This is a genomic window from Pseudomonas sp. 43NM1, from assembly GCF_002836905.1.
Taxonomy (GTDB): domain Bacteria; phylum Pseudomonadota; class Gammaproteobacteria; order Pseudomonadales; family Pseudomonadaceae; genus Aquipseudomonas; species Aquipseudomonas prosekii.
Genome location: NZ_MKGS01000169.1, coordinates 21,467 through 34,652, shown reverse-complemented (window position 1 = coordinate 34,652; position 13,186 = coordinate 21,467). Strand labels below are relative to the sequence as shown.

Below are 13,186 nucleotides of genomic sequence, written 5' to 3'. Positions count from 1 at the left end.
ATGCCCAACCCCGTGCCGATCCCGCCCCAGACGCCGCGCCTGCAGCTGCGCAACATCAGCAAACGCTACCCCGGTTGCCTGGCCAACGATGCCATCGACCTGAGCATCGCCCCCGGTGAAATCCACGCGTTGCTTGGCGAAAACGGCGCGGGCAAAAGTACGTTGATGAAGATCATCTACGGCGTGACCCACGCCGATTCCGGGGAAGTGCTCTGGCAAGGTCAACGCATCACCATGCGCAATCCGGCTCAGGCGCGCGGCTTGGGGATCGGCATGGTGTTTCAGCACTTTTCGCTGTTCGAAACCCTCAGCGTCGCGCAGAACATTGCCCTGGCCATGGGCGCGGCGGCGGGTACGCCGAAACAACTCGAACCAAAGATTCGTGAAGTCTCGCAACGCTACGGCATGGCGCTGGAACCGGAGCGACTGGTGCATAGCCTGTCGATCGGCGAACGCCAGCGGGTGGAAATCATTCGCTGCCTGATGCAGGACATTCGTCTGTTGATCCTCGACGAGCCGACCTCGGTGCTGACGCCGCAAGAGGCCGACGAATTGTTCGTGACCCTGCGCCGGCTCGCCGCCGAGGGCTGCAGCATTCTGTTTATCAGCCACAAACTCGGTGAAGTTCGCGCGTTGTGCCATAGCGCCACGGTGTTGCGCGGTGGTCGAGTGGCCGGGCATTGCGTGCCGGCCGATTGCTCGGACCAGCAACTGGCGCGGCTGATGGTCGGCGAAGCGGCCGAGTTGATTACTGATTATCCGAAGGTCGTTGGCGGCGAAGCATTTCTGAATGTGAGCGGCTTGTCGTGGCACAACCCGGACCCGTTCGGTTGCTCGCTCAAGGACATCAACCTTGAAGTGCGCGGCGGCGAAATCGTTGGAATCGCCGGTGTCGCGGGCAACGGTCAGGACGAGTTGCTGGGGTTGCTCAGCGGTGAACAGCTTCTTGTGCGCGACGCCGCCGCGACGATCCAATTCCACGGGCAGCCCGTCGCGAATTTGCGCCCCGATGCGCGGCGCAAAATGGGTTTGGCCTTCGTCCCCGCCGAACGTCTGGGCCACGGCGCAGTGCCAGAATTGAGCCTGGCCGATAACGCGCTGCTCACTGCATTCCAGCAAGGTCTGGTGAGTAACGGCCTGATCCAGCGCGGCAAAGTCGAGGCGTTGGCCGAGGAAATCATCCGCCGTTTCGCGGTGAAGACGCCGGATACGCAAACCGCCGCCCGCAGCCTCTCCGGTGGCAACTTGCAGAAATTCATCCTCGGCCGGGAAATCCTCCAGCAGCCGAAATTGCTGGTCGCCGCGCACCCGACCTGGGGCGTGGATGTTGGCGCGGCGGCGACTATTCACCGCGCCTTGATTGCCTTGCGCGACGCCGGCGCGGCGATCCTGGTGATCTCCGAAGACCTCGACGAACTGTTCCAGATCTGCGACCGCCTCGGCGCGTTGTGCAGCGGCCGCTTGTCGCCGCTGCTGGCCACCGTCGACACCCGCCTGAGCGACGTCGGCGGCTGGATGGCCGGGCAGTTTGCTGCCGCAGATTCCCAGACCCATTCCCCTGCACATTCACCCGCAACCGCAAGCGTTTAACGGAGTTTCACATGCTGCTTTCACTCGAACCCCGAGGCCAGCAATCGCGCCTGATGTTGTGGTGCTCGCCGCTGTTGGCGGCGGCGCTGACGTTGGGCTGCGGCTCATTGCTGTTTATCGCGCTGGGCCACGATCCCCTGCTGACCTTGCACACGTTGTTGATCGCCCCGGTCAGCGACCTCTACGGCGTTTCCGAGTTGCTGGTCAAAGCGCTGCCGATTCTGCTGTGCGCGTTGGGCCTGGCGGTGGCGTATCAGGCACGAATCTGGAACATCGGCGCCGAAGGCCAGTTGCTGCTGGGTGCCCTCGCCGGTAGCGCGTTGGCGGTAAATATCATCGACCTGCAAAGTCGCTGGGCGCTGGTGATGATCCTGCTGGTCGGCACCCTGGCCGGTGCGGCGTGGGCCGGGCTGACTGCATGGCTGCGCACGCGCTTCAACGCGAATGAAATCCTCACCAGCATCATGCTCAATTACATCGCGCTTAACTTGTTGCTGTTCTGCGTTCACGGGCCGTTGAAAGACCCGGCCGGGTTCAACTTCCCGGAGTCGGCGATGTTTGGTGACGCCAGTCGCTTGCCGCTGTTGATGGAGGATGGCCGAGTGCATGCCGGGGTGTATTTCGCGCTGTTGGCGCTGGTTGCGGTGTGGGTGTTGTTGCAGAAAAGCTTTGTCGGTTTCCAGATCAAAGTGCTCGGGCTGGACAAGCGTGCAGCCGGGTTCGTCGGTTTTCGCGAGAAGCGTCTGATCTGGCTGGCGCTGTTGATCAGCGGCGGGTTGGCCGGGCTCGCCGGGGTCTGCGAAGTCACTGGGCCGATCGGTCAATTGGTCCCGCAGGTTTCGCCGGGGTACGGCTATGCGGCGATTACCGTGGCGTTTCTCGGCCGGCTCAACCCGATCGGCATTCTGTTTTCGAGCCTGTTGATGGCGCTGCTGTACATCGGTGGCGAGAGCGCGCAAATGAGCATGAACCTGCCGCAAGCCATCACTCAATTGTTTCAGGGAATGATGCTGTTTTTCCTGCTGGCCAGTGACGTGCTGATTCTTTATCGGCCGCGCCTGAACCTGCGCTGGGCGCGCCGCGCACCCGCCCCCCCCTGACCGCAGGAGCGCTGTGATGGATATCGATCTGCTGAGCAATATTTTTTACGCCATGGTCCGCTGCGGCACGCCGTTGCTGTTGGTGGCCCTGGGCGAACTGATCTGCGAGAAAAGCGGCGTACTCAATCTGGGCCAGGAAGGCATGATGCTGTTTGGCGCGGTGATTGGTTTTATCGTCGCGCTCAACAGCGGCAACCTGTGGCTTGGCGTGTTGCTGGCGATGCTCGCCGGGATGCTGCTGTCGTCGCTGTTTGCCTTGGTGGCGCTGGTGTTCAACGCCAATCAAGTGGCGACCGGGCTGGCACTGACGATCTTCGGCGTCGGCCTGTCGACGTTTGTCGGCGCGGCGTGGGTGGGTAAACCGCTGGCCGGTTTTGAGCCGGTGGCGATTCCATTTTTGAGTGAGATTCCGCTGCTCGGGCGCATGCTGTTTGCCCAGGATTTGCTGGTGTATCTGTCGTTCGCGCTGTTTGCGCTGGTGGCGTGGGTGATTCTGAAAAGTCGGGTCGGGTTGATCATTCAAGCGGTCGGGGAAAACCCCGATGCGGCCAGCGCGATGGGGTTGCCGGTGCTCGGCGTGCGTACGTTGGCGGTGCTGTTTGGCGGGGCGATGGCCGGGTTGGCCGGGGCTTATCTGTCGCTGGCGTATACGCCGATGTGGGCGGAAAACATGAGCGCCGGGCGTGGCTGGATTGCTTTGGCGCTGGTGGTTTTTGCCAGTTGGCGGGTGTGGCGGTTGCTGCTCGGCGCGTACCTGTTTGGCCTCGCCAGCATCCTGCACCTGGTGGCGCAGGGATTGGGGCTGGCGATTCCATCGAGTCTGCTGGCGATGTTGCCGTACGTTGCGACGATTGTGGTGTTGGTGCTGCTGTCTCGGGATGCGTTGCGTACCCGGCTGTATGCGCCGGTGTCGTTGGGTCAGCCTTGGCAGGGTGGGCATTAGCGGTTAGCAGGTCTGGCCCCTTCGCGGGCAAGCCTCGCTCCTACAGGTTTTGCACCGTTCCTGTAGGAGCGAGGCTTGCCCGCGAAGGCGTCCGCACTGGCAACACCTGAGCAATGCCCCACGCCAATTCAAAAAACAAGAAAATCGCCAATAACGAACTGGCGCCATGCGCTAAGGCATACAGCTGCCAAGCCGAAAACAGAAACCTAGCAACCGCGTCATACCGGCCAAAAACCGCCTGCGGATCCCGAATCCGCAACACCGCCCACACACAAACAATCGACCCCAACAGATTCGCCATCAACCCATGCATCGGCGCAAACGCCGGCAGTTCGCCCGGCAGATTCAGCGCCAGGCTCACAGCCGTCAGCGCGCCATGCAGCAAAGCGAAAGTCCACGGCGTGACAAACGCCGCCATCACCAGCAAGTCATACCAGGCGCTGCCTCGCACCACACGGCGATATTGCGTTGAAGTCCACATCGGCATTGCTCCAGAAATCGGGGGAGCAACAAGGCTAAAGCCTGGGGTATGCTCCAGGGTCAAGCCCCTTTCGAGACGTCATGATGCGCATCGGTGAATTAGCCCAGGCCAGCGCCGTCAGCCGCGACACCCTGCGTTTCTACGAGCAGCGCGGGTTGATCGCGGCGCAACGCAGCGCCAATGGTTACCGCGATTACCCGGCGGACATGGTGCAACTGGTGCTGTACATCAAGACTGCGCAGCGGCTGGGGTTTACCCTCGGCGAGATCGGCAACAGCGTCGCCGCGTTGTGGCAATCGCCCGACCCGGACACCGCCGTCACGCAATTGCTGCAAGACAAGCTCAAGTTGATCGAAACCCGGATGGACCAACTCGGTGCATTGCGCAGCGAGTTGCAACAACGGCTGGGCCAGCGTTGTCCTTTGAATCCATGATCCTCACTCATCAAGGAATCCCGACATGTCCACGGCAAAAACCGCACTCATCATCGGCGCCTCTCGGGGCTTGGGCCTCGGGCTGGTGAAAACCCTGCTGGCCGACGGTTGGCAAGTCACCGCCACCGTGCGCAACCCGCAGAAAGCCGAGGCGCTGCAAGCGCTGGGCAAGGTGCGGATTGAAAAGCTCGACATGGATGATCAGCAAGCGGTGATCGCGCTGAGCCAGCAGCTCAAGGGTGAAATGTTTGACCTGCTGTTCGTCAACGCCGGGGTCAAGGGCCCGGACGTGCAGACGCCGGGCGGCGCGACACTGGCCGAAGTCGGGCAACTGTTTTTCACCAACGCGGTGGCGCCGATCAACCTCGCGCAGCGCTTTGTCGGGCAGATTCGTGACGGCAGCGGCGTGCTGGCGTTCATGAGTTCGGTGCTCGGCAGCGTGACCATGCCGGACGCGCCGGAACTGGCGTTGTACAAGGCCAGCAAAGCCGCGCTGAACTCGATGACCAACAGTTTTGTGACGCAATTGGGCGAGCAAAAACTCACCGTGTTGTCGCTGCATCCGGGTTGGGTCAAGACTGACATGGGCGGCGAAGGCGCGGACCTCGATGTCGAGACCAGCACTCGCGGTCTGATCGATCAAGTGAATGCGTACACCGGCAAGGGCGGGCATCACTTCGTCAACTACAAGGGTGAAACCATTCCCTGGTAAACCCTATTTGCCTTTGTAGGAGCGAGGCTTGCCCGCGAAGGCTGAGTGTCAGTCGACATCATTGGTGTATGACACGCCGCCTTCGCGGGCAAGCCTCGCTCCTACAGGGTTATGCGTCGGACCTGTGGGAGCGAGGCTTGCCCGCGAAGCTTTTTTGCAGGAAACTCCGCACCTCGTCCTCGCGGCGACCCTGGATCAGCAGACAGGGTAATCACTGAGCTGGCTAACCTGAACCCACTTTCAGAGGAGCCGGCCAACATGCCTGCGACCCGTACCTGGTTAAAAAATCCCCTTGCGATCTTCACTGCCAATGGCCTCGATGCCCGTGGCGGCCTGGTTGTGCAAGATGGGGTGATCGTTGAACTGCTCGCCGCTGGCCAGCAGCCCTCCGCGCCCTGTGGAGAAGTTTTCGATGCCCGCGAGCATGTGTTCCTGCCGGGCCTGATCAATACGCATCACCACTTCTATCAAACCCTGACTCGCGCCTGGGCGCCGGTGGTCAATCAGCCGCTGTTCCCGTGGCTGAAAACCCTCTATCCGGTGTGGGCCCGCCTGACTCCGGAAAAACTCGCCCTCGCGACCAAAGTCGCGCTGGCCGAATTGCTGCTGTCGGGCTGCACTACCGCTGCCGATCACCACTATCTGTTTCCTGAAGGACTGGAAAACGCGATCGACGTGCAAGTCGAAAGCGTTCGCGAACTGGGCATGCGCGCCATGCTCACGCGCGGTTCGATGAGCCTCGGCGAAAAGGACGGTGGTCTGCCGCCGCAACAAACTGTGCAGGAAGGCGAGGTGATTCTCGCTGACAGCCAACGCTTGATCGCCGAGTACCACGAACGCGGCGACGGCGCGCAAATCCAGATTGCCCTGGCGCCCTGCTCACCGTTTTCGGTCACCCCGGAAATCATGTCCGCGAGTGCCGAACTGGCGAATAAACTCGACGTGCGCCTGCACACTCACCTCGCCGAAACCCTCGACGAAGAGGACTTCTGCCTGCAACGCTTCGGCCTGCGCACCGTGGATTATCTGGACAGCGTCGGCTGGCTCGGCCCGCGCACCTGGCTGGCGCACGGCATCCATTTCAACCCGGATGAAATCGCCCGTCTCGGCGCCGCCGGCACTGGTATTTGCCATTGCCCGAGTTCGAACATGCGCCTCGCGTCCGGGATCTGCCCGACGCTGGACCTGACGGCGGCGGGTGCGTTGCTGGGCCTGGGCGTGGACGGTTCGGCGTCCAACGATGCCTCGAACATGATGCTCGAAACCCGGCAGGCGCTGTACATCCAGCGTTTGCGTTACGGCGCCGAGAAAATCACCCCGGAACTGGTTCTGGGTTGGGCAACCAAGGGTTCGGCGAGCCTGCTCGGGCGTAGCGACATTGGTGAGTTGGCGGTGGGCAAACAGGCCGATCTGGCGATGTTCAAGCTCGATGAGCTGCGTTTCTCCGGCAGCCATGATCCGGTGTCGGCGTTGCTGCTGTGCGGCGCCGATCGTGCGGACCGAGTGATGGTCGGCGGCAAATGGCGAGTGATTGACGGCCAGGTCGAAGGGCTGGATCTGAAAGGCTTGATTGCCGATCACAGCCAGGCTGCGCGGCAGTTGATTGCTGGTACCTGATACAACGCCGATCAACTGTGGGAGCGAGCTTGCTCGCGATGACGGAGTGTCAGTCGGCATTATTGGTGCCTGACACTCCGCTATCGCGAGCAAGCTCGCTCCCACATTGTTTTGTGGTGAGGTTAGAGACCGAGCAGCGACAACATGATGAACGTCGCAAACAACACAAAATGCGTCATGCCTTCGATGGCATTGGTTTCGCCGTCATTGAGGTTGATCGCGCTGACGATCAGCGTCAGGAAAATCATCACCGTTTGCACCGGTGTCATCGCCATTTGAAACGGCTGGCCGGTGTACAGCGCCATCGCTTCCATCACCGGAACGGTCAGAATCACCGTCGACAGCGACGCGCCCATGGCGATGTTGACCACCGATTGCATGCGGTTGGCCAGCGCGGCGCGCAATGCAGTCAAAATCTCCGGCGCAGCGGAAATCGCCGCTACCAGAATCGCCGTGATCACCGGCGGCGCGCCCGTGCCTTCGAGCCCCAGATCCAGAGTTTTCGACATCACTTCAGCCAACGCGCCAATCACCACCACGCCAAACACCAGCATCGCAATGCTCAGGGTCACGTTGACCGGCTCCGCTTCGTCTGCCGAAGCCTGCTCTGCGGAAGCCTGCTCAGTGACTTTCTTGCGGCGTTTCTCCGGGTAGCTGTAGCTGAAGAAGTAACTGTGCGGCCCGACCTGCATGCGCAGGAACAGCGCATAAAGCACCACCATCGCGCCAATGGTGAAACCCGAATAAATTTTCCAATTGGCCTCGGGAATGAATTCCGGGACCACCATCGAAACACCCATGGCCGTGAGGATCATTACGCTATAGCTGCGCGCCGAGTCGTCGTTGTAGGACTGTTCGCCATGCTTGATCCCGCCCATCAACGCGGCGAGACCGAGGATGCCGTTGATGTCGAGCATCACCGCCGAGTAGATCGTGTCGCGCACCAGGGTCGGCGACGCCTCGTTGCTCATCATGATCGCGAGGATCACCACTTCCACCAGCACCGCGGCCAGGGTCAGGATCATCGTGCCGTAGGGATCGCCGACCTTTTCGGCGAGCAATTCGGCGTGATGGGCGACGCGCATCGACGCGGCGACGATAAAGCCGATCAGGATCAACCCGGCGGCCAGCGCCACCGGTTGGCCGTTGTTCAATATCCAGTGTTCCAGCGGATAGGCAACGACGGCGGCGATAACGGCCAGCAGGAGAAACTTTTCTTGCTTGAGGAGTGTGAGCATTGCGAGCCTTTTTACCGAGTGAAGCAAACCAGAGTGATGAGCTACTGACTACGGGGCGGCGCTAACGTTTCGTTACACATTAGCGCACCAGCGCATGGCGTGGATTGGCAAACGTGCACCGGGATAGTTCTGCGGTTGCCCTCAGGGCCTCTTCGCGGGCAAGCCTCGCTCCTACAAGAGCGCCGCAGTCCCTGTAGGAGCGAGGCTTGCCCGCGAAGGCCTTCACACGGTTTCGTATTGATTGTTGTCCTGTTGGTCAGCAATTTGCATTGGCTCCTCCAACCACAAAACAAAATGGAGTTCGAGTTCATGCATAAACGTCCGTTGAAGCAGTTGCTGTGCGCCGTTGCGGCGGCCATCGGTCTGAGCGCCAGCCTGAGCGCCAGTGCCGCCGACCCGCTGAAAGTCGGTTTCGTCTACATCGGCCCGATCGGTGACCACGGCTGGACGTATCAGCATGAACAGGGGCGCAAGGCACTGGCGGAGAAATTCGGTTCGCAGATCACCACCAACTATGTCGAGAACGTCGCCGAAGGGGCCGACGCCGAGCGGGTGATCCGCAACATGGCCAAGGACAAATACGACCTGATCTTCACCACGTCCTTCGGCTACATGAACCCGACGCTGAAAGTCGCCAAACAATTTCCCAAAGTGACCTTCGAGCACGCCACCGGCTACAAGCAGGACAAGAACCTCGGCACCTACCTGGCGCGCACCTACGAGGGGCGTTACGTCGGCGGATTTCTTGCGGCGAAGATGACCAAAAGCAAAAAAATCGGTTACGTCGCCTCGTTCCCGATCCCGGAAGTGATCCGCGACATCAACGCCATTCAGTTGGCCCTGAACAAATACAACCCGGGCACCGAGATCAAAGTGGTGTGGGTCAATTCCTGGTTCGATCCGGGCAAAGAGGCTGACGCAGCCAACGCGTTGATCGACCAGGGCGTCGACGTGGTGTTCCAGCACACCGACAGCCCGGCGCCAATTCAGGCTGCCGAACGTCGCGGCGTGTATGCCGTGGGCTACGCTTCGGACATGGCGCACTTCGGGCCGAAAGCGGTGCTGACCTCGATCGTCAACGACTGGGCGCCGCACTATATTCAGGCGACCCAGAGCGTGATCGACCAGACGTGGAAATCCCAGGATTACTGGGGCGGTTTGAAAGAAGGCACGGTTGAATTGCCGATCAGCGATCTGGTGCCGGCGCCGGTGAAAGCCGAGGCCGAGCAGATCATTGCCGACATCAAGAGCGGCGCGCTGCACCCGTTTACCGGGCCGATCAAGGATCAGGCCGGCAACGTGAAAATCGCCGAAGGGGCAACAGCGAGCAACGCCGAACTGGCGTCGATGAATTACTACGTGGAAGGCATGAAGGCCGATATACCGAAGTAATCTCTTCATCCCAAATGCAACCCCTGTAGGAGTGAGCCTGCTCGCGATAGCGCAGAGTCAGTCGACATCATTGGTGCCTGACTCACCGCAATCGCGAGCAGGCTCGCTCCTACAATGGACTTTCAGCGTTTCCAAGGACTGCGCATGAACCAACTCCCGATCATCGACATTGCCCCGCTCTACTCCTCCGACGAAAACGCCTGGCAAGCGGTCGCCGCGCAGATTGATCGCGCCTGCCGCGAGTGGGGCTTTTTCTACATCAAGGGTCACCCGATCAGCGCGTCGCGCATCGACGCGGTGCTGGACCACGCTCGACGTTTCTTCGCCCTGCCCGCCGCGGAAAAACTCCAGATCGACATCACCCAGACCCTCCACCACCGCGGTTACGGCGCGATCGCCACCGAGCAACTCGACCCGAGCAAACCCAGCGACCTCAAGGAAACCTTCGACATGGGTCTGCACCTGCCGGCCGATCACCCGCAGGTGCTCGCAGAAAAACCCCTGCGCGGGCCCAATCGCCATCCCGCGCAACCCGGCTGGGAAGCGCTGATGGAGGCACATTACGGCGACATGCAGGCGCTCGCGCAGACCCTGCTGCGGGCCATGACGCTGGCGCTCGGCATCGACCGCGATTTCTTCGACAGCCGTTTCGTCGAGCCGGTCAGCGTGCTGCGGATGATTCACTACCCGCCGCGCCACACCGCCAGCTCCGCCGAACAACAAGGTGCCGGCGCGCACACCGATTACGGTTGCATCACGCTGCTGTATCAAGACGCCGCCGGCGGTTTGCAGGTGCGCAACGTCAATGGTGAATGGATCGACGCGCCGCCCATCGACGGTACGTTTGTGGTCAACCTCGGCGACATGATGGCGCGCTGGAGCAATGACCGTTACCTGTCGACGCCGCACCGGGTAATCAGCCCGTTGGGCGTGGACCGTTACTCGATGCCATTCTTCGCCGAACCGCACCCCGACACCCGCATCGAATGCCTGCCCGGTTGCCAGGACGCGCAGCACCCGGCGAAATATCCTGCGACGACTTGCGCCGAATTCCTGCTTTCGCGCTTCGCCGATACCTACGCTTATCGACGCGAACAGCAAGCCGTGTGATCAACCGGTTGGTCAGGTTTTACCAATTGTTGCAGCGAGCATCTGTAGAATGCCGTCATTGCACCTGATGAGAATTCGAACATGTATGACTGGTTGAACGCCCTGCCCAAGGCAGAATTGCACTTGCATCTCGAAGGTTCGCTGGAACCCGAGTTGCTGTTTGCCTTGGCCGAGCGCAACAAGATTGCGTTGCCGTGGGACGACGTGGAAACCCTGCGCAAGGCTTACGCCTTCAACAATCTGCAGGAGTTTCTCGACCTGTATTACCAGGGCGCCGATGTGTTGCGCACCTCGCAGGATTTCTACGACCTGACCTGGGCGTACCTGCTGCGTTGCAAGGCACAGAACGTGATTCACACCGAACCGTTCTTCGACCCGCAAACCCACACCGACCGTGGCGTGCCGTTTGAAGTGGTGCTCAACGGCATCGCTTCCGCGCTGAAGGATGGCGAGCAGCAACTGGGCATCACCAGCGGTTTGATCCTGAGTTTCCTGCGCCACTTGAGCGAAGAAGAAGCCGAGAAAACCCTCGATCAGGCGCTGCCGTTCCGCGATGCGTTTGTCGCTGTCGGTCTGGACAGTTCGGAAATGGGTCACCCGCCGAGCAAGTTCCAGCGAGTGTTTGATCGCGCGCGTCACGAAGGCTTCCTGACTGTCGCTCACGCCGGTGAAGAAGGCCCGCCGGAATACATCTGGGAAGCCATCGACCTGCTGAAAATCCAGCGCATCGACCATGGCGTGCGCGCCATCGAAGACGAGCGCCTGATGCAGCGGATCATTGACGAGCAGATCCCTTTGACCGTGTGCCCGTTGTCGAACACCAAGCTTTGCGTGTTCGATCACATGTCCCAGCACAACATCCTCGACATGCTGGAACGCGGGGTCAAAGTCACGGTGAACTCGGATGACCCGGCGTACTTCGGCGGTTACGTCACCGAGAACTTCCATGCGCTGTATACCGACCTCGGCATGACCCAGGATCAGGCCAAGCGCCTGGCGCAAAACAGCCTGGATGCGCGGTTGGTGAAACCGTAAGCCTCACCGCAAAACCACTGTGGGAGCGAGCCTGCTCGCGAATAGGGCGTATCAGTCGACATTTGTTTAACTGACACCCCGCTTTCGCGAGCAGGCTCGCTCCCACATTTTTTTAGATCGCGGTTGCTTCTGTCAGCTCCTCCAGCGTCTTGCCCCGCGTTTCCATGCCGAACACCCACACCACCGCTGCCGCGATCGCGAAACACATCGCGCCTAACGCGAACACCCCGCCCTGCCCGGTTATCGGGAACACCAACCCGGTGACCAACGGCCCGAGCAGCGAACCGACGCGGCCAATCGCCGAGGCAAACCCCGAGCCCGTCGCGCGTGCCGAGGTCGGGTACAGCTCAGGCGTGTAGGTGTAGAGCACCGCCCACATGCCGAACAGGAAAAACTGCATCAACAATCCCGAGCTGATCAGCAGCCCGACGTTGCCGCCAAACACCGCACTCTGCCCGTAAAGAAACGCCATCACCCCGCCGCCCAGCAGCGTCACCACGCACACCGGTTTGCGCCCCCAGCGCTCCACCAGCCACGCCGCCATGAGAAAACCGGGAATCCCGCCAAGCGATATCAGCACCGTGTAATACACCGATTGCGTCACGGCAAAACCCGACTGTTGCAACAGCGCACTCAGCCACGACGTCAGCCCGTAGAAGCCAAGCAACGCGAAGAACCACACGCTCCAGATCATCATCGTGCGCTGGCGGTACAGCGGCGACCAGATCTGCCGCAGCGCGGAAAAGAAGTTGCCCGGCGTACTCGCCACACGCGGCAAACGAATCGGCGCCGGCAGCTCCGCACGACCGAGGGATTTGCGCACCCGTTCTTCAATGCCCAGCAACACTTTGTCCGCCGCCTCGTGCCGGCCGGCCTGTTCGAGCCAGCGTGGCGATTCGGGAATGAAAAAGCGGATCGCCAGGACAAACACCGCCGGCACCGCCAGTACCAGAAAGATGTCGCGCCACCCGATAACTGGCAGCAAAAAGTACGACAGCACGCCGGCCGCGACGAACCCCAGCGGCCAGAAGCCGTCCATCAACGCGATGTAACGCCCGCGCCCCTTCGCCGGAATCAGCTCCGAGAGCATCGACTGCGCGATCGGAAACTCCATGCCCATGCCGATCCCCAACAGGATGCGGAACAGCGTCAACGTTTCAATATTCTGCGCCGTGGAGCACAAGTAACTGGCGATGCCCCATAGCACGATGCTCCACTGGAACACCGGTTTACGCCCGAAGCGATCAGCCAGCATGCCGGACAGCGACGCCCCCAACACCATGCCGAAGAAACTCGAACTCGCCAGCAGCCCGGCCTCGGCGCTGCTGAGGCCGAACTCGGTTTTGATTGAACCGAGCAGGAACGTCATCATCGCCAGGTCCATGGAATCGAAGAAAAACGCCAAGGCAATGATGATGAAAATGATGCGGTGATAACCGCTGATCGGCAGGCGTTCCAAACGTTCTGCCGCGCTGAATTGTGCTATTTGCATGTCGCGTTCCCCCATCCGAAAGTCCCCGGATCGAGTGTGCGC

12 protein-coding genes are annotated in these 13,186 nt (G+C 61.0%); 9 read left to right on the top strand and 3 right to left on the bottom strand.

Translation table 11 applies throughout. The annotated features are described in order from the left end of the window. The 3 genes from BI292_RS21175 to BI292_RS21165 are packed head-to-tail and all read left to right on the top strand — an operon-like array spanning window position 1 to window position 3,633. On the top strand, window positions 1-1,590 hold the full coding sequence (locus BI292_RS21175; RefSeq protein WP_101209049.1) for an ABC transporter ATP-binding protein: 1,590 nt from the start codon (window positions 1-3) through the stop codon (window positions 1,588-1,590). 11 nt (window positions 1,591-1,601) lie between these two features. Continuing rightward, window positions 1,602-2,690 (top strand): ABC transporter permease, encoded by a 1,089-nt coding sequence (locus BI292_RS21170; RefSeq protein WP_101209048.1) that lies wholly within the window; start codon window positions 1,602-1,604, stop codon window positions 2,688-2,690. Between the two features lie 16 nt (window positions 2,691-2,706). Beyond that, window positions 2,707-3,633 (top strand): ABC transporter permease, encoded by a 927-nt coding sequence (locus BI292_RS21165; RefSeq protein ID WP_101209047.1) that lies wholly within the window; start codon window positions 2,707-2,709, stop codon window positions 3,631-3,633. Window positions 3,634-3,673: 40 nt separating this feature from the next. Here BI292_RS21165 and BI292_RS21160 read toward each other — a convergent pair whose 3' ends face one another. Beyond that, window positions 3,674-4,114 carry a hypothetical protein gene (locus BI292_RS21160; protein ID WP_101209046.1) on the bottom strand — a complete coding sequence of 147 codons (441 nt, stop codon included), beginning with the start codon at window positions 4,112-4,114 and terminating at the stop codon, window positions 3,674-3,676. 83 nt (window positions 4,115-4,197) lie between these two features. On the opposite strand from BI292_RS21160, the gene BI292_RS21155 reads away from it, so the two are divergent. The 3 genes from BI292_RS21155 (at window position 4,198) to BI292_RS21145 (ending at window position 6,877) form a co-directional block, all read left to right on the top strand. Then, complete coding sequence (locus tag BI292_RS21155) at window positions 4,198-4,548, top strand: MerR family transcriptional regulator (RefSeq protein WP_092281540.1); 351 nt, start codon at window positions 4,198-4,200, stop codon at window positions 4,546-4,548. 25 nt (window positions 4,549-4,573) lie between these two features. Further along, on the top strand, window positions 4,574-5,260 hold the full coding sequence (locus BI292_RS21150) for an SDR family oxidoreductase (protein WP_101209045.1): 687 nt from the start codon (window positions 4,574-4,576) through the stop codon (window positions 5,258-5,260). 258 nt (window positions 5,261-5,518) lie between these two features. Then, entirely contained in the window at window positions 5,519-6,877 is a 1,359-nt protein-coding gene (locus tag BI292_RS21145; protein WP_101209044.1) for an 8-oxoguanine deaminase, read from the top strand. A 122-nt stretch (window positions 6,878-6,999) separates the two neighbouring features. Here the strand turns inward: BI292_RS21145 and BI292_RS21140 are convergent, their stop codons facing one another. After that, window positions 7,000-8,115, bottom strand: a complete 1,116-nt coding sequence (locus BI292_RS21140; protein ID WP_092273742.1) for a calcium:proton antiporter — start codon at window positions 8,113-8,115, stop codon at window positions 7,000-7,002. Between the two features lie 309 nt (window positions 8,116-8,424). On the opposite strand from BI292_RS21140, the gene BI292_RS21135 reads away from it, so the two are divergent. The 3 genes from BI292_RS21135 to BI292_RS21125 all read left to right on the top strand — a co-directional run bounded on the left by BI292_RS21135 (window position 8,425) and on the right by BI292_RS21125 (window position 11,652). After that, window positions 8,425-9,507 carry a BMP family ABC transporter substrate-binding protein gene (locus BI292_RS21135; RefSeq protein ID WP_092281542.1) on the top strand — a complete coding sequence of 361 codons (1,083 nt, stop codon included), beginning with the start codon at window positions 8,425-8,427 and terminating at the stop codon, window positions 9,505-9,507. Between the two features lie 144 nt (window positions 9,508-9,651). After that, the gene (locus BI292_RS21130) at window positions 9,652-10,617 is read left to right on the top strand and encodes an isopenicillin N synthase family oxygenase (RefSeq protein WP_101209043.1); all 966 of its coding nucleotides are present in this window, start codon (window positions 9,652-9,654) and stop codon (window positions 10,615-10,617) included. Window positions 10,618-10,698: 81 nt separating this feature from the next. Continuing rightward, the gene (locus tag BI292_RS21125) at window positions 10,699-11,652 is read left to right on the top strand and encodes an adenosine deaminase (RefSeq protein WP_101209042.1); all 954 of its coding nucleotides are present in this window, start codon (window positions 10,699-10,701) and stop codon (window positions 11,650-11,652) included. 112 nt (window positions 11,653-11,764) lie between these two features. On the opposite strand, the gene BI292_RS21120 is transcribed toward BI292_RS21125, so the two are convergent. After that, window positions 11,765-13,144, bottom strand: coding sequence for an MFS transporter (locus BI292_RS21120; RefSeq protein WP_092273752.1), 1,380 nt, complete (start codon window positions 13,142-13,144; stop codon window positions 11,765-11,767). Between the last annotated feature and the right edge of the window lie 42 nt (window positions 13,145-13,186).

Bases quoted from the DNA above. Each gene is read 5' to 3' on its own strand.
- BI292_RS21175 (WP_101209049.1), top strand. From the start codon at position 1: ATGCCCAACCCCGTGCCGATCCCGCCCCAGACGCCGCGCCTGCAGCTG.
- BI292_RS21170 (WP_101209048.1), top strand. From the start codon at position 1,602: ATGCTGCTTTCACTCGAACCCCGAGGCCAGCAATCGCGCCTGATGTTG.
- BI292_RS21165 (WP_101209047.1), top strand. From the start codon at position 2,707: ATGGATATCGATCTGCTGAGCAATATTTTTTACGCCATGGTCCGCTGC.
- BI292_RS21160 (WP_101209046.1), bottom strand. From the start codon at position 4,114: ATGTGGACTTCAACGCAATATCGCCGTGTGGTGCGAGGCAGCGCCTGG.
- BI292_RS21155 (WP_092281540.1), top strand. From the start codon at position 4,198: ATGCGCATCGGTGAATTAGCCCAGGCCAGCGCCGTCAGCCGCGACACC.
- BI292_RS21150 (WP_101209045.1), top strand. From the start codon at position 4,574: ATGTCCACGGCAAAAACCGCACTCATCATCGGCGCCTCTCGGGGCTTG.
- BI292_RS21145 (WP_101209044.1), top strand. From the start codon at position 5,519: ATGCCTGCGACCCGTACCTGGTTAAAAAATCCCCTTGCGATCTTCACT.
- BI292_RS21140 (WP_092273742.1), bottom strand. From the start codon at position 8,115: ATGCTCACACTCCTCAAGCAAGAAAAGTTTCTCCTGCTGGCCGTTATC.
- BI292_RS21135 (WP_092281542.1), top strand. From the start codon at position 8,425: ATGCATAAACGTCCGTTGAAGCAGTTGCTGTGCGCCGTTGCGGCGGCC.
- BI292_RS21130 (WP_101209043.1), top strand. From the start codon at position 9,652: ATGAACCAACTCCCGATCATCGACATTGCCCCGCTCTACTCCTCCGAC.
- BI292_RS21125 (WP_101209042.1), top strand. From the start codon at position 10,699: ATGTATGACTGGTTGAACGCCCTGCCCAAGGCAGAATTGCACTTGCAT.
- BI292_RS21120 (WP_092273752.1), bottom strand. From the start codon at position 13,144: ATGCAAATAGCACAATTCAGCGCGGCAGAACGTTTGGAACGCCTGCCG.